Raw genomic sequence first — 21,778 nt, 5'->3', positions numbered from 1 at the left:
CTCAGTTGGCAGTGGGATCAGGCGCTGCCTGACGGCGGTAGCCCTCGGCAGTACGTTGCACAAAGCGGGTTATCTCATCCGGCGTCATCACCACATTGGGAAAACCCATGCGCTGCTCGGCCAGCTGAGCGACGCGCGGCGACTGGCTGGCCTTGACCAGCGCAGCGCTGAGACGCTGTTTGATCTCGGCCGGTAGCCCGGCCGGTGCCGCCAGCACGAAGTAGGACGAGTACCCCATCGGATAGCCCAGCTCCTGAATTGCCGGTTTGCCGGGTGAGGCGCGCAGGCGTTCTTCGTTGAGCGAGGCGAGCACGCGGATCTTGCCGTCACGCAGGAACGCCTGATGCACACCGGCGCTCCAGGCGATATCGATATGCCCGCCAATCAGGCTGTTGATAACGTCCATGCCGCCACGCATGGGAATGAAACGAATGCGGATGCCCTCGCGCTCGGCAATCAGATTGAGCACATCGCGGGTAATCGGTGAGGGCGAGCCGTAGCTGAGCCCGTGCTCGCGGCCGTAGGCGAGCATCTCGTCCCAGCTGGCAAAGGGCGCTTTGCCGCTGGCAATCAGCGCGTTCTGCAACTGGCTGACGGTGGTCAGGTAATCGAAATCATCGGTCTGGTAGCGCAACGGCGTGATCGCCGGCATGCCGTCGAACGCGGAGTTGGCGGCCAGCCCGATGGTGTAGCCGTCGGGCTCTGCCTGGCTGAGCGTGGTGGCCATGACAATACCGCCGCCGCCGGCGACATTGCGCACGGTAACGGGTTGGCCCAGCTCCATGCTGAGCTGGCGCGCGACCAGGCGGGCCAGGGTGTCGGCGCCGCCGCCGGGACTGAAGCCCACCAGCAGGTTCAGCGGTTTGGCTGGCCAGCTGGTGGCGTGGGCCGCCGGCATCAGGGCGCCGAGTAACAGCAGCATTGCTAGTACCAGGCGGTGGGTCAGCGTTGGCGCCCGTGCCGGCACCATGGGTAGTCGGGGTGTCATTGTAGTTGTGGTGCCTACTGGTTATGTGTTTTTGTAATGGGCTGGATGCTATTTGCTCGAATTGTTCGGATCAAATAGCGAAATATTCTAACAGGCATGCTTTTTTGTTATGGGGTGGCAATGACTCTCAAGCAACTTCGTTATCTGATCGCCATTGCCGAAGCCGGCAGCTTCTCCGCTGCTGCGCGCGACTCCTACATCGCCCAGCCGGCGTTGTCCCGGCAGATCGGCCTGCTGGAAAGCGAGCTGGAAATGCAGCTGCTGGAGCGCCGCCACGGCGGTACCGAGCTGACCGACGCCGGGCGGCGACTGTATGAAATTGCCCGCTCGGTGATTCAAAAGGTGGATTCGGTCAAGGATGAGCTGGAGTCGACCCGCGGCAACCCGAAAGGCCGGGTGGCGATCGCCATTCCGGTGTCTGCCGCTTCGCTGTTGCTGCCCGAGATAGTGACCCGCGCGCGTGAGAAGTTTCCAGCCATCGAGCTGCAGATCACCGATGGCATGAGTTCGGCGGCCGGCCATGCCATTGAGCTGGGGCATGTGGATTTTGGTGTGGTGCCCAACGCCGAAGAGCTTGAACTTGTCAGCGCCGAACCGGTGCTGCTGGAGGAGTTGTGGTGGTACGGGCGCATGCCGATGCCGACCAGCGGGCCGACGATCAGCTTTGCCGAGGCGCTGGGCGCGCCGCTGGTGTTGCCGCCCCGCTCGCTGCACCTGCGCCGACGCGTCGATCAGGCGGCGATGGAAGCAGGCCTGGAGCTGAATGTAAGCTTTGAGCAAAACTCGGCGCAGAGCATCAGCAGTCTGGTGCGTGCGGGCCTGGCCTGCACCATTACCAACTGGCCGCCGCTGGAAGATCAGGAGCAGCAATACGCGCGGCGGATCGTCGAGCCGAGTATTCGGCGCACCATTTCACTGGCCTACTCGGTCCATCGTCCGCTCAGCTTTCCGGCCTCCTGCATGCGTGATCTGGTACGGACGACTCTGATTGATCTGGCCGAGAGTGGCCGCTGGAAGGGGTCGCTGATTGCGCCGCGCGAGCCGGCAACAGCCGGCTCGGCGGACCTCTGAGCTCAGGTCGCGGTCGCGACTGCGGCGCTGTCGCCGGTGCCCAGCGTGCTCTGTGAACGGGCCGGATTCATGTACAGCAGGCCCAGCAGGCCGGAGACGATCAGGATCGCGCCGGTGACCATAAAGCCCTGCTCGTAACCGCTGGCAACATGCCCCGTGGCATTTTGAACCAGCAGGCCGGTGACCACCGGTGCGCTCAGGCCGGCGATGGAGGCAAAACCGTTGCCCATGGCCAGAATGCTGCCGCGCTGGCTGGAGGGGGTGATCTCGCCGAGAATCGCCGGGCCAACCGAGTACATCACCAGGGCAAAGCCGCCGCTCAGGGTCATCAGGGTGACGCGCGCGGCGACCGGGATATCCGGCATGGTCTGGGCAAAGGCCAGCAGGCCGCTGATGATCAGGCTGATGGAGACAAATACGCACCGCGCCAGGCGCGAGGAGAAACCGCGACGCATCAGGTCCTGCGACCACCAGGCCATGATCAGGCTGAGCGGCGTGGTGACGACGACAAACAGCGCGAACAGACGGCCGGTGTTCAGCGAGTCGATCCCCAGGCCGACTTCCAGATAGGTCGGCACCCAGGTCAGGGTCAGGGCCAGCGACCAGTTGGCGGCAAAGTGACAGAAGTAGTTGCTCAGCACCGTGCGGTCGCTCAGCAGGCGGCGGTAGGGCAGGCGCTCGGAGGAGCTTGGCAACTGACTGGCGCGGGCCTGATCGAGGCGGCCTTCCTCACCGAACTTCAGCCACGCCAGACACCAGACAAAGCCCAGCACTGCCAGCACCGCAAAGTTGGCGCGCCAGCCCCAGTGCAGGGTGACCCAGGGAATCATCAGACCCGCGACCAGCAGACCCAGTGAGCTGCCGGAATGCAGCAGCGCGACCGGCAGGCTGCGCTTGTTGTCCGGGAACCATTTGTACAGCGCGTGGGTGGCGATGGGCGAGGCCGGACCTTCGCCGATGCCCAGCAGCACGCGGCAGGCGATGATCGCCCAGACCGAGGTGGCGAGCAGCATTGGCAGCTGAATGACCGACCAGAACGCCGCCATGATCAGCAGCAGGGTGCGGGTTGGCTTGTGGTTGGCGAGAAAGCCGCCGGCGACCGCGGCCATGGCAAACAGCCAGTGCAGGCTGCCGCCGATCAGGCCGAACTCGGCCGGCGTCAGATCCAGATCACGCATCATCGGCACGGCGACCAGACCGATGACCACCTTGTCGAGGAAGTTGACCAGCATCATGGTCGCCAGCAGACCGGCGATGGTCCAGGCCGTTTTCGGCCGGTAGAGGGTGTCTTGGGCTGTCATGGGGACTCTCGAATTATTGTAATGAAAACGCCCCGGCACAGGCCGGGGCGCGTCAGCGTGGGCCGTCTTAGCCCGGCATGAGCAGTCCCTTGGCGATGGCGTTGCGTTGAATCTCACTGGTGCCGGTGAGGATGCGCATCATCCGGCTGGCGCGGAACAGAAACTCCACCGCGTTGCCCTGAATCAGGCCGGCGCCGCCGTGCACCTGTACCGCCCGGTCGATGATGCGGAAGGCGGTTTCCGAGCAGAACAGCTTGCTCATGGGCGACTGGACGGCGATGTTATCACCGGCGTCATATTGCGCCGCCGTGGCGTACATCAGCGCGCGCGCGGCGGCCAGTTCGGTCGCCATGTCGGCGATCATATGGTTGACCGCCTGGAACGCGGCAATCGGCTTACCGAACTGGCTGCGGGTCTGGGCGTGGCGGATCGACAGCTGCAGCGCCAGACCGGCCATGCCGAGCATGGTCGGGCAGTGCAGCAGGCGGTTGACGGTGATGCGACCCATCGCCAGCTTGAAGCCTTTGCCTTCCTCGCCAATCAGGTTTTCCACCGGCACGCGGACGTTTTCCAGGGTGATGTCGCCGTGGGCGCCCTTGCCGGACATCACGCCGTAGTCATCACGCACACTGGCGCCGTCGGCCTTCAGGTCGACGAAGAAGGCGGAGATGCCGGCGGCACCGGCATTCGGATCGGTCACGGCCATCAGTACGGCGTAATCGGCGTAGGATGCGCCGGAGATATAGCGTTTGCTGCCGTTGAGCACATAGTGGTCGCCGTCGCGTACCGCGCTGGTGCTGATAGCGGTGGCGTCGGAGCCGGCTTCGGCCTCGGTCAGGGCGAAGCAGATGGCTTTTTCGGCGCGGCAGATCGGCTGCAGGATGGTCTGGATCTGGTGGTCGGTCGCCACCTTGAACAGGTGGCCGATACGCGGCGGGCCGCTCAGCTCGCCGAGGATGTGCGGCGCGAGCATGGCGCCGCTGAGCACCGTGGCTTCCTTGACCGCGCAGACGTCGGCCACGCTGAGGCCGGCGCCACCGAGGGCCTCCGGCAGCATGATGTTGTAGAAACCCTTCTCGCAGGACATGCGCCAGACCCGCTGCAGCAGTTCACGCGGGTAGCTGCCGCCCCACTGCAGGTTTTCACGTTTCTCCAGTGGCTTGATCTCGTCACGGACAAAGGCGTTGATGTCGGCGATGATGGCCTGGGCCTTTTCACTTGGTTGGAACATGGTGGGATCTCCGTGGGCTCAGATCTTGCGATCGGCGTTTTTCCAATAGGCGTCACGCACCAGTCGGCGCACGACCTTGCCATTGGGGTTCTTTGGCAACTCATCGACAAAGTCGACGCTGCGCGGCTTCTTGAAGCCCGCCAGATGCTCGCCGCAGTAGGCGATGATGGCCTCGGCGTCGAGCTGCTTGCCGGGCTTGAGCACGACCACGGCCTTGACCGCTTCGCCCCACTGGTCGTCCGGCACACCGACAACCGCCGCTTCGAAGATGTCCGGCATGGCGTAGAGCACCTGCTCGACTTCGGTCGGGTAGACGTTGAAGCCGCCGGAGATGATCATTTCCTTCTTGCGGTCGACGATGAAGATGTACCCAAGCTCATCAACGGTCGCCAAGTCGCCGGTCAGGTAGTAGCCGTCGCGCATGACTTCGGCGGTCAGTTCCGGGGCGTTCCAGTAGCCCTGCATGATGTCTTCGCCCTTGGTGACGATCTCGCCGATTTCACCGGGCTTGATGTCTTCGAACTGCTCGTTCACGACGCGCAGATCGGTCTCGAAGTAGCAGCGCCCGCAGGAGGCCAGACGACGATAGTTGTCGGTGCTGTCGAGGTGATCGGCTTCGGTCAGAATGGTCACCAGCGAGCAGGTTTCACCGGCACCGTAGCCCTGGGCCAGGATCGGACCGAACACCTCCATCGCGCGTTTGACCAGCGCCGGCGCCATGGGCGCTGCGCCGTAGATGATCAGGTTCAGGCTGCTGAGGTCGTAGTCTTCCACGCCCGGCAGGTTGACCAGGCGGTTGATCATCGCCGGCACCATGAACAGGCGGGTGATGCGCTCGCTCTGGATGGTTTCCAGCAGGCCACGGTCGTCATATTGTTCGACCAGGTAGTTGCATACGCCGGCCTTGAGCAGCGGCATGATCTGCATGCCACTGGCGTGGGTAATCGGGCCGACGTGGGCCATGCGGTCACCCGGTTCAGCGCGGCGGGTGGGGCTGGCGAGGCTCTTGCGGATCAGCGCCTTGCGATTGCCATAACTGAGCATGGCGGCCTTGAGCACGCCGGAGCTGCCGGAGGTGTAGTGCAGCACGGCGAGTTTGTCGTCGGCTGGATCGCGCGCCTCGAAGGTCTCGCTGCCCTTGGCCAGTACTTCGCTGTAGTTGATGTCGCCGGCGTCCTCGCCGAGGCTGATGATCCACTGCAGGCGCGGTACCTCGCTGCGGCGCTGCTGGATGGCGCGGGCAAAGGCGGGAATGGTAATCACACCGACGCTTTGGGAGTCTTCCAGCACGCGGATGATTTCATCGATCGACAGGCGGGCGTTGATCGGTACCTTGACCATGGCCGCCTTGTACAGTGCGACTTCCGCTTCGATCAGTTCGACCCGGTTGGGCGCCAGGATAGCGATATGGGCGCCTTCGGGCAGGTCCAGATTGACCAGGCCTGAGGCCAGGCGGTTGGTTCGACGCTCCAGTTCGGCAAACGTCAGACGCAGGCGCGAGTCGACAGCGGCCTCAAGGTTTGGCCAGTAACGGGCGCTGCGGGTCAGTATCTTTCCAAGATTCACGTGGGGTCACCTGAGCTGGTTTTATTGTCGGGCTATGCTAATCGCGGCCCGGAAACCCCCGCCAATACAACAAGTTGATGCTGCCCATGCCGAGTTGATATAGCTCTGTCGCCGTTCTGCTGAAGAGGCCTTTCCGGGTTATACCCGTGCGCTAAAACAGCGCTTTATCCGAGCTGAAGACCGGGTTTGGCCCGTTTCTGTCGGTCATAGGTAAGGAAGTAGGGCCTGCATGAGCGCAGCGCAGGCGTGGCCATAACAGAGCAGTATGCTTTGCTCTGGATGATTATCTGAGTGCGGCAGACAGCCGTGGATGGCCGTGGCAGCCCAGTTACGCGTCGGCGCGGTCGATGCGGCCGCGTGTTAGTCTCGTTGGGGTGCCAATACAGCGAACAAGAGGAGAGGTCTGTGAGCACGTTTTCCCCTGTGCAGTGGTGTTTGAAGGCGTCGGTGGAGGTACCTGCGATGGCAACAGCCGATGACTGGCTGGCCAGCTGGCGGCAGCTGCCGCTGGATGAGCTGTCGCCGTTCGCACTGGCGGTCTTGGGCGGCTTTCAGGCTGATCGCGCCGCTTGGGCGTTCAGCAGCGGTTACGAGGCGGCGCTGCGGGCGATGTTTCCGCAGATCAGCGGCGGCGGACTGCATGGTTTCAGTCTGAGCGAGGAGGGCATTCGCAGCCCGCGTGACCTGCAGACGCTCTGGCAAGCCGACAGCAAGGGCGGCGTGGTGCTTAACGGCAACAAGGGCTGGGTGCCTTTGCCTGATCATTGTGAGGCCTATTTTGTGGTCTGCCGAGCAGGCGGCTCGCAAGGCGCATTGAGCGTGGTGCGCATGCCTGCCACGGCGGACGGCGTGGCGATGAGCCCGCGCAATCCGGCAGCCTTTATGCCCGAGCTGCCGGCGGCGCGCATGCAGCTGCAGGAGGTGGCGCTGGATGCCTCGGCCATGCTGCCCGGCGATGGCTGGACCGATTACGCCCGGCCCTTTGGCGCACTGGAGGAGCTGTACGTCAGTGCGGCGCTGATGGGCTATCTGCTGCGCGAAGGGCGTGCCCGTGATTGGCCGCAGGCAATGCTGCGGCAGATGCTGGCGGCCATCACCTTGCTGGAGCGGATTGCCGCCGAAGCGGGTACCAATCAGAGCATGGTGTTGCTGGCTGGTGCGACTGAGTGGGTGCGCACCTTGCTGACGCGGGCGACCGCGCAGTGGGCTGAGCAGCCGGATGATGTCGCCGGGCAGCGCTGGGCCCGAGATCAGACGGTGCAGCGCATGTGGGCTGCGTCCGGGGCCAAGCGAGGCGAACGTGCCTGGCAGGCACTGGTGGACGCATGAGCAGGGTGTCTGCCCGCGACGTCTATCAGCTGTTTCGTGATGTGGCGCTGGAGCAGAAGGCGCTCCGCCCCGGCGCTGGGGCGAGCTGGAGCGAGACCGACACTGGTGCTGTGCATGTCTGCATCGACGCGCACCGCATCGCGCTGTTCAAGGACGCGGGTGAGCTGCATCACTGCCTTGGCTGCGTGCTGGAGGATGGCCGCCGTGCTGGCCAGGAAGCCTGGAACAGCCCCGGCACCGACCCGCTGGAGCTGCTCAGCGTCTGGGAGCGTAGCCAATTGCTGAAACGTTTGCAGCAGCTCTAGCCCAGGGCGGGATGACAGCGGACAGGGGGCGTGAAACAATCTGCGGTCCGTTGTCAGGAGTATCCAGCCGTGCCACGCCTTTCTGTCGAGCAGTTGTCGCAAGAGTGGGGTCTGTTGAACCAGCGATTCAGCGGACACACCCGTCAATTTGTCCTCAACTTCTGCACTCGCCATGCGCTAGATCTGACCGAGACATTTTATTCCGAGATGCTGGTGGACCCGGCCGCCGCGCTGTTTTTGTCCCACGAGCAGGTGCAGGGACGCCTGAGTCAGTCGATGCGTCGCTGGCTGGAAGGTCTGTTTGACGCCGAGGCCGAGGGTGGCCTGGCGCGGATCATCGCCGAGCAGAAGAAGGTGGGTGAGGTGCACGCGCGCATCGACATTCCCGTGCATCTGGTGCTGCGCGGCGCGCGCTGCCTGAAGGACCGCTTTATCGAGCTGCTGCATGAGGACCGTGAGCTGTCAGATCGCGAACACCTTGATGCTGCACGCTTGATGTCGGACACGGTCGATCTGGCGATGGAGATCATGAGCCACGCTTACTCGGCCTCCCACGATCGCAACTCGCGCAACGAGGAGGCCTACCGGCTGTTCTCTGTTACCCAGAACATCGCCACCGAAAAGGAAAGCCAGCGGGCGGCCCTGTTCGACTGGGAGAACCAGGTGATGTTTGACCAGGCAGTGGGGCAGCCCGGAGCACACCTGCCGCGTATCCTGGCCTCCGAATTTGGCTTGTGGTTTCGTCACAAGGGCGCGCATGCCTTTGAGGGGGCGCGTGAGGCGGGCTTGATTATCGAGCTGATGGAGCACATCGACGATGTGATCCTGCCGCTGTTTGATGGCACCACGGACGAACGCATCGCGCGTTTGCGCGAGCTGCGTGAAACGGTCAAATCGATCCGCTTCAATCTGGACAACCTGTTCGAGCAGAACAATGCGCTGGAAGCCGGACGCGACGTGCTGACCCGCCTGCTCAATCGAAAATTCCTGCCAGTGGTGCTGAACCGACAGGTCGGCCATGCGCGCAGCCATGCCAGCGTTTTCTCGGTGCTGGCGCTGGATATCGATCACTTCAAGCGCATCAACGATAGCTTTGGTCACGAGGCGGGCGATCGCGTGCTGCAGCAATTGGCGACGGTACTGGTCAACAGTAGCCGAGCCGGCGATTACCTGTTCCGTCTGGGTGGCGAAGAGTTTCTTATGTTGCTGGTGGATACCGATCTCAGTGGTGCCCGGCGTGCGGCTGAAAAGCTGCGTCGCAGCGTTGAGCGGGAGGTCTTCCGCCTGCCACAGGAGCGCACACTGAATGTCACGCTGAGTGTGGGAGTCGCCTGCTTTAACGGCCACCCCGACTACCAGCAGTTGATGCGCCGCGCCGATGAAGCCCTCTACGAGGCCAAGCACAGCGGTCGTAATCGGGTGGTGGTGGTCGAATAAGACTGGCCTGCAGTTTTCCGGTCAGAGCAACGCCTGCTTGGGGGCCGTGAGCGTGGTGTAGAGGTCATCCCATGCGGGGTTGTTCTGCTCGATCAGGTTGATTTTCCATTGTCGTTTCCAGCGCTTGAGCTGCTTTTCGCGGCTGATGGCGCTGAGCATGTCGGCGGCTTGTTCGAAGTACACCAGGTGATGGATTTGGTAACGCTGAGTGAAGCCGCTGACCACGCCGTTTCTGTGTTCCCAGACACGCTTGAGCAGGTTGCTGGTGACGCCGATGTACAGTGTGCCGTTGCGTTGGCTGGCGAGGATGTAGACGCAGGGTTGTTTGGTCATTGGGGCGCGCCTCTTGGTATGGCTGTGGGTCGATGTTGACTGGTGCCTTTGCGCAACTGGATCCCTGCCTGCGCAGGGATGACGGGGTTCTTATAGCGGCGTATCCAAAGCGATCTCCGGAGTTGTTGAGAAGCAAGCAGGATTCAGAGCAGAGCCCCGAGGGTTAACCAAAACGCCACGTCATCCCTGCGCAGGCAGGGATCCAGTTGCGGGTTCGCGTTAGCGCAGTATCCATTGCCCAATCACCAATGGCTCTGGCACTTTTCCGTCAATGCGATAGGGTTGGCATGCAGCATCTGCTTTACTGAACGCAGCTCGTCGAGCTCGGTTCTGCCAATAACAAGAGAGCACGCCAATGCCCGCGTTACACTGCCTGATCGATGCATCCGGCCAGCCCCGTTATGGCCTCTTCCCCGACGGGGTGGAGGAAATCAACTACCTCGATTTTGAACTGCGCACGGTGATGGACAAGCCGCGCTCGCAGCTCGCGCGGCGGTTTGGCGCGAACCAGTTTCAGTTCATCAGCCTGCTTAGTCCTGAGCTGATTGTCGGGGTGGCGATTGTCGATCTGAAGCTGGTCAGCAGTGCCTTCGTCTACCTGTTTGATCCACATACCCGGCGTTTCGACGAGTTCAGCTTTCTGCAGCCGCTGGCCCGTGGCACGACGTTCGAGTCGCGGCCTGGCAGTGGTCGGGCGGTATTCGAGAAAGGGCGCAACCGAATCACTGTGGATGCTGCTGGCGAAGCCGGCGTGCGTCAGTTGCTGGTCGAGCTGGCCGACGGTACCCGCATCGATGCGCGGATTGACGAGGGGGCGAGTCAGCAGCCTTTGTCGATTTGCACGCGGGCCGGATATACGGGCTGGGTATTCACCCGCAAGACCGCCGCGCGGGTCTGCACCGGCAGCGTCAGTTGGCGCGGGCAGCAGTTTGATCTGCGCCAGCTCGGCGCGCTGGCGGCAGTCGACTGGACCGCGGGCTTTATGCGCCGGGAAACATTCTGGAACTGGGGCAGTCTGTCCTGCCGCTTGCCAGATGGCCGGCGACTGGGCTTTAACCTGGCGGCCGGGGTCAACGAAACAGGGTTTACCGAGAACGGCATCTGGCTGGACGATCAACTGATCAAGGTCGATATGGTCGACTTTCAATTTGACCGCGCTAAGCCGCTTGAGCCCTGGCGGCTGCGTTCGGCTGACGGGCAGGTTGATCTGCAGTTCGAGCCGGCTGGTACCCGTCAGGAAAAGCTCAACGCGCTGCTGCTGGCGTCCAATTTCAAGCAGCACTTCGGCCAGTTCAGCGGCGAGTTGCGGATTGCCGGGGAGACGCTGACGCTGGATGGCGCCTGGGGATTGGTGGAAGACCATTACGCGCGCTGGTGAGCTGCTTCGCTTGTATTGATACCCCTTCAATCAGCGCATCCATGACGCCTGTCGGCGGTTGGAATTGGACGGCAGCGTGCCTATTCTGTCTGCTAAACGAGACACAAGACCCTCAAAGGGCTGCCCATGAAACCTGCACTTCCCGACGGCCTGATCGTCGTCGCCAAGGCTGACTGCCCGACCTGTCGACTGGTCGAGCCGCTGCTGGCCGAGATTGCCCAGGCCGGGCCGCTGACTGTCTACGCGCAGGATTCGGCCGATTACGCCGCCGACCTGCCGTCCTCCTTGTATGACAAGACGCTCGAACACTCCTTCCACCTTGGCATCGAGTTTGTGCCGACCCTGATTCGGGTCGAGAATGGCGAAGAGGTCGAGCGGACTTATGGCTGGCACAAGGAAGACTGGCGACAGCTGACTGGCCTGGCTGAGCTGGGCGAGGCGCTGCCGGTGATGCGCCCGGGTTGCGGCTCGAAGACGCTGGAGCCGGGGATTGCCGAGGAACTGGAACTGGCCTTTGGCGATATTCGCCTGCAGTCGCGCGAGATCGACATGGGCAGCGCCGAAGACCCAATGGAAGCCTGCTTCGAACGCGGCTGGAGCGATGGCCTGCCGGTGGTGCCGCCGACCCCAGTGCGGGTGCTGCGGATGCTCAAGGGCACCAGCCGCCAGCCCGACGAGGTGGTGGGGCTGATGCCGCCGGATCTGGTGCCGGTGACGGTCGAGAAAGTCGCCATCAACGCGGTGCTGGCCGGTTGCAAGCCGGAATATATGCCGGTGCTGCTGGCCGCGCTGGAAGCGGCACTGACCGATGAATTCGGCCTGCACGGGCTGATCTGCACCACCATGTTTGGCAGCCCGATGATTGTGGTCAACGGCCCGGCCGCCCGCGCCATCGGCATGAATTCGGGCGTCAACGCGCTGGGGCAGGGCAACCGCGCCAACGCCACCATCGGCCGCGCGCTGCAGTTGCTCATCCGCAACGTCGGCGGTGGTCGCCCCGGTGAGATTGACCGCGCAACCCTCGGCAACCCCGGCAAGTACAGTTTCTGTTTTGCCGAGGCCGAAGACGCCGACTGGCTGCCGTTGGCGCAGGAGCGTGGCATCGAGGCCGGGCGCTCGGCGGTGACCCTGTTTCCCGGCGAGGGTGTGCAGGGCATTGTCGATCAGAAGTCGCGTGACCCGGAATCCTTGGCGCGCTCCTTTGCGCTGTCGCTGCGCACCGTGGACCACGCCAAGCTGGCGATGGCCGGTGACGCGGTGCTGGTGGTCTCGCCCGAGCATGCGCGGGTGTTCATCGAGGCCGGCTGGTCGAAACAGCGGCTGCGCGAAGAGCTCGAAAAGCTGCTGCTGGCGCCGGGTGCCGAGCTGGTTGCCGGTGCCGGCGGCATTGCCGAAGGTATCCCCGAACGTTTCAAGGATCAGCAGGTGCCCAAGTTCCGTCCGGGCGGGCTGCTGATCGTCCGGGCTGGTGGCACCGCCGGCCTGTTCTCCGCCATTATTGCCGGTTGGGCCGCTTCAGGCCCGGTCGGTTCGTCTCCGGTAACACGTGAGGTAACGTCATGAACCACAGCATTGTGCTCGATCCGACCGCGGAACGGGCGCCGGCGCAGCGTGCGCGTCTGGCCCGTCCCGCCAGCCTTGAAGGCAAGGTGGTCGGTCTGCTCGACATTTCCAAACCACGCGGCAATGTCTTTCTCGATCGTATCGAGGAGCAGCTGGCAGCCATGGGTATTGCGGTGAAGCGCTATAACAAGCCGACCTTCACCCGCATTGCCCCGACCGAACTCAAGCAGCAGATGGCCACCGAGGTGGATCTGCTGGTGGAAGGTCTGGCCGACTGAGGGTCTTGCACGTCGTGCTGTATGCATGACATCGCAGACCTGGAGTCACGTCAGATCCCGGGAGTAGGGGTTGCCTCCAGTGAATTTGTACAGGCCGCGGCGTTGCAGTCGAAGGCCCTTGGCTTTGATCCGGCCATGGTCTTTGTTCCGCATCCGATTCAGGACCGCACCGACGATGAAATGCGCGCGCTTGCCGATGGCGCGCTGGCAGAGATTCTGCGCCTGCTGCAAAGCGGCGACGCAGACTGAGCCAAGGGTGGTCGCATGACGGCCACCCACAATCGACCTCCGGCGGTCGACCGGGTCCTGGCCTGGCCGCTGGTGCAGCAACTGATTGCCGATCACGGCCGCGCACTGGTGGTTGATGGTGTGCGTGCGGCGCTGCAGCTTTGGCGCGACGGCGAGATCAGCGACGACGAGGCGCTGGTGCACTGGCTGCGTCAGCATCTGCTGGCGACGCTGACGCCGTCCATGCGCCCGGTGCTGAACCTGACCGGCACGGTGCTGCATACCAATCTGGGCCGCGCGCCCTTGCCGCCGGAAGCGGTGGCGGCGATGAATGCGGTCGCGCTCGGCGCGAGCAATCTGGAGTTCGATTTGGCCAGCGGGCAACGTGGCGACCGTGACGATCACGTCGAGCAATGGATCTGCCGCCTGACCGGCGCCGAGGCCGCGACCGTGGTCAACAACAACGCCGCTGCCGTGCTGCTGGTGCTCAATGCACTGGCGAATCGCCGCGAGGTGGTGGTGTCGCGCGGTGAATTGATCGAAATCGGCGGCTCCTTCCGCCTGCCGGACATCATGGCCCGCGCCGGCTGCAAGCTGCGCGAGGTTGGCGCCACCAACCGCACCCACCCGCGCGACTACAGCGAAGCCGTGGGCCCGCGTACCGCTCTGCTGCTCAAGGCGCATACCAGCAACTACCGCATCGAAGGCTTCAGCACCGCGCTCAACGAGGCGCAGCTGGCAGCGATTGCCCGTGAGCATCAGGTGCCGCTGGCGGTCGATCTGGGCAGCGGCTCGCTGATCGACCTGCAGGCGCTGGGGTTGCCGGCCGAACCGGTTGTCGCGCAGGTGCTGGCCGAAGGCGTCGACGTGGTCACCTTCAGTGGTGACAAACTGCTCGGCGGGCCGCAGGCCGGCATCATCGCCGGGCGTGCCGATCTGATTGCGCGCATCCGCAAGAGCCCGCTCAAGCGCGCACTGCGTTGCGACAAGCTGACCCTCGCAGCACTGGAAGCGGTGCTGCGCTTGTATGCCGACCCGGACACCCTGGTGCAGCGGGTGCCGACTCTGCGCCTGCTGACCCGCAGCGCCGAGTCGATACGCCAGACCTGCGACGCTCTGTTGCCTGACTTGCAGCGCTGGGCGGGGGAGGCCTTTGCGGTGGATGTGTGTGCGGTCAGCAGTCAGATCGGCTCCGGCTCGCTGCCACTCGACGTATTGCCCAGCTCGGCGCTGCGGTTGCGCAGTACCAGCGCCAACCGCCGTGAGCGCAGCCGCGCGCTGCGCCAATTGGCCGAGCGCCTGCGTCAGCTGCCGCAGCCGGTGATCGGCCGTATCGCTGAAGACAGCCTGCTGCTCGACTGCCGCTGCCTGGAACACCCGGCAGCGCTGCGCACCGCCCTGGAAGCGGCCGGGTGATCATCGCCACTGCCGGGCACGTCGACCACGGCAAGACCTCGCTGATTCGCGCTCTGACTGGCGTGGACACCGACCGGCTGGCCGAAGAAAAGCGTCGTGGGCTGACCATCGAGCTGGGGCTCGCCTGGCTACCGAGCGAGACCGGCGAGCCGCTGGGATTTATCGATGTGCCCGGCCACGAGCGCTTTATCGGCACCATGCTGGCGGGGGTGGCCGGGGTGGATATGGCGTTGCTGGTGGTCGCCGCTGATGACGGGGTGATGCCGCAGACCCGCGAGCATCTGGCGATTTTGCAGCTGCTGGGTGTACGCGAGCTGGCGCTGGTGATCAGCCGCTGTGATCTGGTCGATGATGCTCAGTGCGAGCGTGTTGTCGAGCAAGTGCAGGCGCTGGCCGCCGAGGCGGGCTGGCCCAATGCAGAGGTATGGCGGGTATCCAGCACCAGCGGGCAGGGTATCGACGCCTTGCGTCAGGCCTTGCTGGCACGGGCCGAACGGCGGCAGGCGCGGCCCAGCGACAGCCCGGCGCGCTTTATGATCGACCGGCGCTTCAGTATTGCCGGGGCGGGTTGTGTGGTGACCGGCACGCTGGTCAGTGGTCGCCTGCAGGTGGGCCAGACACTCTGGCTGCATGGGCAGGAGGTGCGGGTGCGCAGCCTGCAATTGGCGTCCCGAGAGGTCACTGAGGTGCGCGCCGGGCAGCGCTGCGCGCTGAACCTGAGCGGTACGGTTTCAGCCGAGCAGCCCCAGCGTGGCGATTGGCTGAGCGAGCAGGTCCTGCCGCTGAGTGATCGGCTGGACGTTTCTCTCACGCAATTGCCGGACAGCCATTGGCACCGGGGCGTGCTGCAGCTGCATCTGGGTACGGCGATCCATTCGGTGCGGGTGGTGCTGCTGGATGAGACGGCGGGTCTGGCGCAGTTGATGCTGGAGCAGCCGGTGGCGGCAGTCTGGGGAGATCGTTTTATCATCCGCGATCCGGCTGCCAACACCACGCTGGGTGGCGGCCGGGTGCTGGATCCGCAGGGTATGCGCCGTGGCCGCAGTCATCCGCAGCGGCTGACATGGCTGTCAGCCTGGGCGGCCGCCAGCACGCCAGATGAGGTCATGGCCGCAGCGCTGCAACAGGGTGCGGTGGCGTTGCCCGAACTGGCGCTGAAACTGAATCTGTCCGCCGACCAGCTTGAGCAGTTGCTGCCGGCTGAGGGCCTGATCGTGCTGGCGGCAGCCGGTCATCGGGTCGCGCTGACCGTCGAGGCCAGCGAAGCACGCTGGCAGCGGCTGGCCGAGCGTCTGGCCGACTGGCATCAGCAGCATCCCGAATTGCTCGGGCCGGGGGAGGGGCAGCTTGGGCTGGTCGGTTGTCTGCAACTGCCGTTGCCGGTGGCGCGTCAGTTGCTGCAACGCTGGCAGGCCGAGGGGCGGCTGCAACGCGCAGCCTGGGCGCTGCATTTGCCAGATCACAGGCCGCAGTTGCAGGCGGGGGATGCCGAGCTGCTGGCGCGGGTGGCTGCCGAGCTGGCACCGGGCGGGCTGCGACCGCCGATTGTCGGCGAGCTGACCACCGCGCTGGGTATCGAGCTTGATGTGCTTAAAGCGTTCTTGCAGCGCATGCAGCGAGCGGGTGAACTGGTGGCCGTAGCACCCAACCGTTATTACCTGCCATCACAGGTGGAAGGCTTGGTAGCGGTCGCACGGCAGTTGGTGGCAGACTCGCCGTCCGGCAGTTTTAACGCCGCCGAGTACCGCGATGCCTCGGGCATCGGCCGCAACCTGACCATTCAGGTGCTGGAGTATCTGGATCGCGCTGGCGTGACCCGCTTCGTGCGTGAGCAACGTTTTCTGGTGGCAGGCTGAGCCTGCGCCGCAATGGATGGACATCGTCCCCGGTGGGGCGCCCGGACTTCAACTCCGGTGAGATGCGCAACGCGTGTCTGGTGGGTTCGACTCCCATGTCCTTCCGCCAACTTTCCGCTCTGAACTATTCGCCTTGGGTGTCGTAGCGCATGCACAGCTCGGCATGGCCGGTGTGCTCGTCCACTTGCTCGGCGGTGATCCTGAAACCCTGTTTTTGGTACAAGCCGACGCTGGCGTGATTGGCCTTGTAGACGGTCAACTGCAGTGACTTGCGCCGCCGCTTGGCTTCATCGAGCAGTCGAGAACCGATGCCCTGGCCCTGACGGTCAGGTGCGACAAACAGCGCTGCCAGACAGTCGTCCACCAGACAGCAGAAACCGCTAACCCGGCCTTGATGCTCCTCCAGAAAACACTCCGAGGCAGGAATGTAGAGCGTGCGCATGTCCTCCAGCCGTGCCTGCCAGAAGGCCGGTTCGACAAAGTCATGCGCCTTGATTGAGGCGGCCAGCCAGATGTCGGCAAGCTGTTTCGTATCGTCCTGACTAGCGGCTCTGATCACCTTCCGTGCTCCCTGCAAAATGTTGAGGCGGCGATGCTACCTGATCAGCGCCAGGGCGCAAGGCGTAGCAGGCGCCGGCTGCTGCTACGCCTGCCTCCTTGTTATAGGGATGCTCTATAAGGGTCTTTGTTTTAAGTTAATTGTGCTAATCGAATCCCGTGCTTAACTTAACGGCAGGTCACAGACAGTACGAGCGGAAAGCTCGGCTGGTCTGCGTAGTCCCGTAACACCCTACCTGACGCGGAGATAGACACATGAGCGATAAGAAAACAGGCGGCTGCCCGGTGATGCATGGTTCCGTCACCAAGCTGCACGGCCGTGGTCAAACCAACAAGGATTGGTGGCCGAACCAACTGAACCTCAGCATCCTGCATCAGCACAATCCGTCCTCTGACCCGATGGCCGGCGAGCTTGATTATGCTGCCGAATTCAAGAAGCTGGACCTGGCTGCCGTCAAGCAGGACCTGACTGCCCTGATGACTGATTCCAAGGACTGGTGGCCGGCTGACTACGGCCACTATGGTCCGCTGATGATTCGTATGGCCTGGCACTCCGCTGGCACTTATCGCACCGCTGATGGCCGCGGTGGCGCGTCCACCGGCAACCAGCGTTTTGCTCCGCTCAACAGCTGGCCCGACAACGGCAACCTGGACAAGGCCCGTCGCCTGCTGTGGCCGATCAAGAAAAAGTACGGCAACAAGCTGTCCTGGGCCGACCTGTACATTCTGGCCGGTAACGTGGCGCTGGAGTCCATGGGTTTCAAGACCTTTGGCTACGGTGGAGGCCGCGCCGACATCTGGGCGCCGGAAGAAGACATCTACTGGGGGGCCGAAGACGAGTGGCTGGCTACCAGCGACAAGCCGCATAGTCGGTATTCGGGTGACCGCGAGATGGAGCACCCGCTGGCCGCCGTGCAAATGGGCCTGATTTACGTCAACCCGGAAGGGCCGGATGGCAAGCCTGACCCCTTGGCATCGGCTCGCGACATCCGCGACACCTTCGAACGCATGGCGATGAACGACTACGAAACCGTGGCCTTGACCGCCGGTGGTCACACCTTTGGTAAAACCCACGGCGCGGGCGATGCGGCACTGGTCGGGGTTGAACCGGAAGGCGGTGAGCTGGAAGCCATGGGCTTTGGCTGGCTCAGCACCCATGGTAGTGGCAAGGGCCGTGACACCATCACCAGCGGCCTTGAAGGCGCCTGGACGCCGACGCCGACCCAGTGGGACATGAGCTACTTCGACGTGCTGTTCGGCTACGAGTGGGAACTGACCAAAAGCCCGGCCGGCGCTCACCAGTGGGCGCCGAAGAATCTGGCCGAGAAGGACCATGCGCCGGATGCCGAAGATGCGACTCGGCGCGTGCCGATCATGATGTCGACCGCCGACATGGCGATGCGCGAAGATCCGGCCTACCGTAAGATTGCCGAGCACTTCCACAAGAACCCGGAAGAATTCGCTGATGCCTTCGCCCGCGCCTGGTTCAAGCTGACCCACCGTGACATGGGGCCCAAGGTCCGTTATCTCGGCCCGGAAGTGCCGGCTGAAGATCTGATCTGGCAAGACCCGGTGCCGGCGGTGGACCATGAGCTGATCAACGCGCAGGACATCACCACGCTCAAGGCCAAGCTGCTGGCTTCCGGGCTCAGTGTGGCCGAGCTGGTGTCCACTGCCTGGGCCTCAGCTTCCACCTACCGTGACTCCGACAAGCGCGGCGGCGCCAACGGTGCGCGTATTCGCCTGGCGCCACAGAAGGACTGGGAGGCCAACGATCCGCAACAGCTGGCCAAGGTGCTCAAGGTGCTGGAAGGCATCCAGAGCGACTTTAACGCGGCGCAGGCCGGCAACAAGAAGGTCTCGCTGGCTGATCTGATCGTGCTGGGTGGTGCTGCGGCCATCGAGAAGGCAGCGCAGGATGCGGGGCACAGTGTCAGTGTGCCCTTTGCGCCGGGCCGTACCGATGCGACGGACGAACAGACCGATGCGGACTCCTTCGAGCCGCTGAAGCCTGAAGCCGATGGCTTCCGTAACTATCGCCGTACCCGCTTTAGCGTAGCCGACGAGGAAATGCTGATCGACAAGGCGCAGTTGCTGGGTCTGAGCGCGCCGCAGATGACCGTGTTGGTGGGTGGCCTGCGAGTGCTGGGGGCCAACCACGGCGGCAGCAAGCACGGTGTGTTTACCAAGCGGCCGGGCACCTTGAGCAACGACTTCTTCGTCAACCTGGTGGATATGGACACCGTCTGGAAACCCACCGCGGACGACGCGGACGTGTACGAGGGCCGTGACAGCCGCAGCGGCGAGCTGAAGTGGACCGGAACCCGCGTGGACCTGGTGTTCGGTGCCAACTCACAGCTGCGTGCGCTGACAGAAGCCTACGCCCAGGACGACGCCGGCGAGAAGTTCGTCAAGGACTTCATCGGTGCCTGGAACAAGGTGATGAACGCGGACCGCTTTGACCTCGCCTGATTTGTCCCTCACCTCCCTCTGACCCTCGGGCGCCATATGGCGCCCGAGGCGTTTTTGGCCGCTCTGCGGGTGCAATTCGATTTGTGAATGATTGTTCATAATGGCGTTTTTCGGCCTAAGACGCTGTTCTTTTTGTCTCTCGACGACGCGCTGGTCACAGGTCAATGATGGCTCTGTCGCGTGTCTGTTGAGCTGTCGGTAAATCAGGCAAACGGCGGTGCCAGACTAGGCGGAATGAACGTTTATACCGACTTTGAGTTTTTCTTAAGCCCTGTTTTGACTGATTGGTTCTGCTTTGACCAAAAAGTCAGTTTGTCTTTGTGGCTCATTTCCGAGCTGCTGTCTCAGCCATTTTTCCCGGTTGTTGCCGCCGTTCTCTCTACCTATGCTCAGGCCGAATCAGTCACTGGCCTCGGTCGGCGGCAGGTCTCGAGTACAACAACAACACGCGGAGAGCGGTATGACTTTTACACTCGCAAAGCGAGCCCGGCGCCCTGCCTGGTTAGGTACCTCACTGGCCATGCTGGCCTTGCCCCTGGCAGGCTGTCTGGGCGGTGGCGGTGGTAGTAGCGATGATGTGCTGAGCGGTACCTTTGTCGACAGTCCGGTAGCCGGGCTTGATTACCATGGCAGCCAGACTGCTGCCTCGAAAACCGGCGACAGTGGCGAGTTCAGCTATCGCAGCGGTGAAATCCTGACCTTTGCTATTGGCAATCTGGTGCTCGGCAGTGCACCGGGTGGCCAGCTGTTGACGCCGCTTGATCTGGTAGACGGCGCTGCCGGCGCAGACGATCAGCGGGTGCTTAACCAGTTGATCCTGCTGCAGAGCCTGGACGCCGATGGCAACCTCAACAACGGTATCCAGGTCAGCTCGCAGATTCGTGACGAGGTGTCGTTGGTGGCGGGCACTATCGACTTTGATCAGAGCCCGGCCGACTTCCGTGCGGCGATTGCCGGTCTGATAGCCGATCTTGAAGCCGCCGGTGCCTTCTCCGACACCGATCCGCGCGCCCGCAGCGTGACCGACGCGAGCGATGCGCTGGAGCATTTCCAACGCTCCACTGCCGAACGTCATCTGGTCACCACGAGCGGAGGTGAATTACGTGGCTTTGCCGCGACGGACGACACCTGGCAGTTCCTTGGAATTCCCTACGCCAAGCCGCCATTGGGCGATCTGCGCTGGCGAGCACCGCAGCAGGCCGAGCCCTGGGAGGGCGTGCGTGATGCCGTCGCCTGGAGCGATCAGGCTGCGCAGAATCCGGCGCTGGAGCGGTTTGGCGAAGGCGGCATGAGCGAGGACTCGCTGTACCTCAACGTCACCACGCCCAAGGGCGCTGACAAGCTGCCGGTCATGGTCTGGTTTCACGGTGGCGGTTTTACTGCCCTGACCAGCAATACCAAGCCGTTCAACAACCCTGACGCGGTGGTCAGCAAGGGGGTTGTGCAGGTGTCTGTGAATCATCGGCTGGGTGCCTTTGGTTACCTGGCGCACCCGGAACTGACCGAGGAGAGTGGTTACAACGGCTCCGGCAACTACGGCCAGATGGATCTGATCATGGCGCTGCAGTGGGTGCAGGAGAATATTGCGGCCTTTGGTGGCGACCCGGATAACGTGACCATCTTTGGCGAGTCCGGTGGTGGCCGCAAGGTGCTGTCGTTGATGGCCTCACCCCAGGCGGCCGGGCTCTTCCACCAGGCGATCAGCCAGAGTGGCACCCTGCGCCCGGATACCCGCACCTTGGCTAACGGTGAGGCGGTTGGCCTGAGCGTGCAGCAACGCATGGGCGTTGATTCGCTGGCCGAGATGCGTGCCGCACCCTGGAATGAGGTGGCCGCTGCTGCGACCGGGCTGGAGTACACCAACATCGACAACCATTACCTGCCGATCTCTGAGCGCGCGCTGTTCGAGGGCGGTCAGGATAACGATGTGCCCTTCATGTTCAGCATCAACACCTACGACACCGAGGAGCCGACCGCCAGCGCGATCAACGTCTTTCCCTGGATGGCGCCGCTGAAAGACCAGCCGGTGTACGCCACGTTGTTCAGCCATCAGCCCGCGGGCTGGCGCCAACGCGGGGTGCAGGCCTATCACGCGGCTGAGCTGGCGTACCTGTTCAACATGCCCGAGAGCGTTGTAACCCACGTCCTGCTGGGCCTTGTGCTGGATCCGGCAACCGGGCAACCGTTGGTGATTGGCGACCTGAACGGCAACGGCGTATCCGGCTCGCGTGGCGACCCGGCCGACATCCTGGCTTCTGCCGGCTTTGACGCCACTGATGATGAGGTGATCGACCGGATGATGACCATCTGGACCAACTTCGCCAAAACCGGCAACCCGAGCATCGTCGATGAGCTGACGTATCCGGCCTATCAGGCTGATACGCAGCAGTACGTTGAACTCAATACCGGCGCCGACATCGGCTCGAATCTGGCCGAACGGCTGCAAGACTGACTCAGGGAGTGATGCA

The 21,778-nt window shown here is 63.4% G+C and carries 17 protein-coding genes and 1 tRNA gene; 12 read left to right on the top strand and 6 right to left on the bottom strand.

Translation table 11 applies throughout. The annotated features are described in order from the left end of the window. Nucleotide 1: 1 nt before the first annotated feature. Entirely contained in the window at nt 2-922 is a 921-nt protein-coding gene (locus ASB58_RS10475) for a tripartite tricarboxylate transporter substrate binding protein (RefSeq protein WP_181977918.1), read from the bottom strand. Between the two features lie 186 nt (nt 923-1,108). On the opposite strand from ASB58_RS10475, the gene ASB58_RS10470 reads away from it, so the two are divergent. After that, the gene (locus ASB58_RS10470; RefSeq protein WP_118130507.1) at nt 1,109-2,059 is read left to right on the top strand and encodes a LysR family transcriptional regulator; all 951 of its coding nucleotides are present in this window, start codon (nt 1,109-1,111) and stop codon (nt 2,057-2,059) included. Between the two features lie 2 nt (nt 2,060-2,061). Here ASB58_RS10470 and ASB58_RS10465 read toward each other — a convergent pair whose 3' ends face one another. The 3 genes from ASB58_RS10465 to ASB58_RS10455 all read right to left on the bottom strand — a co-directional run bounded on the left by ASB58_RS10465 (nt 2,062) and on the right by ASB58_RS10455 (nt 6,157). Further along, nucleotides 2,062-3,360 (bottom strand): MFS transporter, encoded by a 1,299-nt coding sequence (locus tag ASB58_RS10465; protein ID WP_118130505.1) that lies wholly within the window; start codon nt 3,358-3,360, stop codon nt 2,062-2,064. A 67-nt stretch (nt 3,361-3,427) separates the two neighbouring features. Continuing rightward, nucleotides 3,428-4,591, bottom strand: a complete 1,164-nt coding sequence (locus ASB58_RS10460) for an acyl-CoA dehydrogenase family protein (RefSeq protein ID WP_118130503.1) — start codon at nt 4,589-4,591, stop codon at nt 3,428-3,430. Nucleotides 4,592-4,609: 18 nt separating this feature from the next. Continuing rightward, a complete protein-coding gene (locus ASB58_RS10455; RefSeq protein WP_118130501.1) occupies nt 4,610-6,157 on the bottom strand; it encodes a class I adenylate-forming enzyme family protein in 1,548 nt (515 codons plus the stop codon). A gap of 462 nt (nt 6,158-6,619) precedes the next feature. Here ASB58_RS10455 and ASB58_RS10450 point away from each other — a divergent pair, with 462 nt between their 5' ends. From ASB58_RS10450 to ASB58_RS10440, 3 genes are all read left to right on the top strand, one after another. Continuing rightward, a complete protein-coding gene (locus ASB58_RS10450) occupies nt 6,620-7,486 on the top strand; it encodes an acyl-CoA dehydrogenase middle domain-containing protein (RefSeq protein WP_118130499.1) in 867 nt (288 codons plus the stop codon). Next, nucleotides 7,483-7,791: a DUF7693 family protein gene (locus tag ASB58_RS10445; protein WP_118130497.1), complete on the top strand. Its 309-nt coding sequence runs from the start codon at nt 7,483-7,485 to the stop codon at nt 7,789-7,791. The genes ASB58_RS10450 and ASB58_RS10445 overlap by 4 nt, the downstream gene beginning before the upstream one ends. A gap of 69 nt (nt 7,792-7,860) precedes the next feature. After that, on the top strand, nt 7,861-9,228 hold the full coding sequence (locus ASB58_RS10440; RefSeq protein ID WP_118130495.1) for a diguanylate cyclase: 1,368 nt from the start codon (nt 7,861-7,863) through the stop codon (nt 9,226-9,228). Between the two features lie 21 nt (nt 9,229-9,249). Here ASB58_RS10440 and ASB58_RS10435 read toward each other — a convergent pair whose 3' ends face one another. Next, entirely contained in the window at nt 9,250-9,561 is a 312-nt protein-coding gene (locus ASB58_RS10435) for a GIY-YIG nuclease family protein (RefSeq protein WP_118130493.1), read from the bottom strand. A gap of 355 nt (nt 9,562-9,916) precedes the next feature. Here ASB58_RS10435 and ASB58_RS10430 point away from each other — a divergent pair, with 355 nt between their 5' ends. From ASB58_RS10430 to ASB58_RS20045, 6 genes are all read left to right on the top strand, one after another. Further along, nucleotides 9,917-10,939 carry a DUF2804 domain-containing protein gene (locus tag ASB58_RS10430; RefSeq protein WP_118130491.1) on the top strand — a complete coding sequence of 341 codons (1,023 nt, stop codon included), beginning with the start codon at nt 9,917-9,919 and terminating at the stop codon, nt 10,937-10,939. Between the two features lie 126 nt (nt 10,940-11,065). After that, nucleotides 11,066-12,502: a thioredoxin family protein gene (locus ASB58_RS10425; RefSeq protein ID WP_118130489.1), complete on the top strand. Its 1,437-nt coding sequence runs from the start codon at nt 11,066-11,068 to the stop codon at nt 12,500-12,502. Then, nucleotides 12,499-13,029 (top strand): UGSC family (seleno)protein, encoded by a 531-nt coding sequence (locus ASB58_RS20370; protein ID WP_328587544.1) that lies wholly within the window; start codon nt 12,499-12,501, stop codon nt 13,027-13,029. Before ASB58_RS10425 ends, ASB58_RS20370 begins: the two co-directional genes overlap by 4 nt. 15 nt (nt 13,030-13,044) lie before the next feature. Beyond that, complete coding sequence (gene selA, locus ASB58_RS10410) at nt 13,045-14,424, top strand: L-seryl-tRNA(Sec) selenium transferase (RefSeq protein ID WP_118130485.1); 1,380 nt, start codon at nt 13,045-13,047, stop codon at nt 14,422-14,424. Next, complete coding sequence (selB, locus tag ASB58_RS10405) at nt 14,421-16,280, top strand: selenocysteine-specific translation elongation factor (protein WP_181977917.1); 1,860 nt, start codon at nt 14,421-14,423, stop codon at nt 16,278-16,280. Before selA ends, selB begins: the two co-directional genes overlap by 4 nt. Nucleotides 16,281-16,294: 14 nt before the next feature. Continuing rightward, a tRNA-Sec gene (locus tag ASB58_RS20045) sits at nt 16,295-16,389 on the top strand. 15 nt (nt 16,390-16,404) lie between these two features. Here the strand turns inward: ASB58_RS20045 and ASB58_RS10400 are convergent. Beyond that, nucleotides 16,405-16,839 (bottom strand): GNAT family N-acetyltransferase, encoded by a 435-nt coding sequence (locus tag ASB58_RS10400; RefSeq protein WP_118130481.1) that lies wholly within the window; start codon nt 16,837-16,839, stop codon nt 16,405-16,407. A 254-nt stretch (nt 16,840-17,093) separates the two neighbouring features. Between ASB58_RS10400 and katG the strand changes: the two genes are divergently transcribed. Together katG and ASB58_RS10390 are read left to right on the top strand one after the other, a co-directional pair. Then, the gene (katG, locus tag ASB58_RS10395) at nt 17,094-19,310 is read left to right on the top strand and encodes a catalase/peroxidase HPI (protein ID WP_181977916.1); all 2,217 of its coding nucleotides are present in this window, start codon (nt 17,094-17,096) and stop codon (nt 19,308-19,310) included. A gap of 460 nt (nt 19,311-19,770) precedes the next feature. Next, complete coding sequence (locus tag ASB58_RS10390; protein WP_181977915.1) at nt 19,771-21,762, top strand: carboxylesterase/lipase family protein; 1,992 nt, start codon at nt 19,771-19,773, stop codon at nt 21,760-21,762. The last annotated feature ends 16 nt before the right edge of the window (nt 21,763-21,778 follow it).

The organism is Pseudomonas abyssi, from assembly GCF_003444685.1.
In the GTDB taxonomy this organism is placed as follows: Bacteria; Pseudomonadota; Gammaproteobacteria; order Pseudomonadales; family Pseudomonadaceae; genus Halopseudomonas; species Halopseudomonas abyssi.
Note: the sequence above shows the minus strand (reverse complement) of the source record. Positions and strands in the feature narration are given on the sequence as shown.

What these genes read in the sequence shown, in the direction of transcription:
- ASB58_RS10475 (WP_181977918.1), bottom strand. Translation starts at nt 922, where the DNA reads ATGCTGCTGTTACTCGGCGCCCTGATGCCGGCGGCCCACGCCACCAGC.
- ASB58_RS10470 (WP_118130507.1), top strand. Translation starts at nt 1,109, where the DNA reads ATGACTCTCAAGCAACTTCGTTATCTGATCGCCATTGCCGAAGCCGGC.
- ASB58_RS10465 (WP_118130505.1), bottom strand. Translation starts at nt 3,360, where the DNA reads ATGACAGCCCAAGACACCCTCTACCGGCCGAAAACGGCCTGGACCATC.
- ASB58_RS10460 (WP_118130503.1), bottom strand. Translation starts at nt 4,591, where the DNA reads ATGTTCCAACCAAGTGAAAAGGCCCAGGCCATCATCGCCGACATCAAC.
- ASB58_RS10450 (WP_118130499.1), top strand. Translation starts at nt 6,620, where the DNA reads ATGGCAACAGCCGATGACTGGCTGGCCAGCTGGCGGCAGCTGCCGCTG.
- ASB58_RS10445 (WP_118130497.1), top strand. Translation starts at nt 7,483, where the DNA reads ATGAGCAGGGTGTCTGCCCGCGACGTCTATCAGCTGTTTCGTGATGTG.
- ASB58_RS10435 (WP_118130493.1), bottom strand. Translation starts at nt 9,561, where the DNA reads ATGACCAAACAACCCTGCGTCTACATCCTCGCCAGCCAACGCAACGGC.
- ASB58_RS10430 (WP_118130491.1), top strand. Translation starts at nt 9,917, where the DNA reads ATGCCCGCGTTACACTGCCTGATCGATGCATCCGGCCAGCCCCGTTAT.
- ASB58_RS10425 (WP_118130489.1), top strand. Translation starts at nt 11,066, where the DNA reads ATGAAACCTGCACTTCCCGACGGCCTGATCGTCGTCGCCAAGGCTGAC.
- selA (WP_118130485.1), top strand. Translation starts at nt 13,045, where the DNA reads ATGACGGCCACCCACAATCGACCTCCGGCGGTCGACCGGGTCCTGGCC.
- katG (WP_181977916.1), top strand. Translation starts at nt 17,094, where the DNA reads ATGAGCGATAAGAAAACAGGCGGCTGCCCGGTGATGCATGGTTCCGTC.
- ASB58_RS10390 (WP_181977915.1), top strand. Translation starts at nt 19,771, where the DNA reads ATGACTTTTACACTCGCAAAGCGAGCCCGGCGCCCTGCCTGGTTAGGT.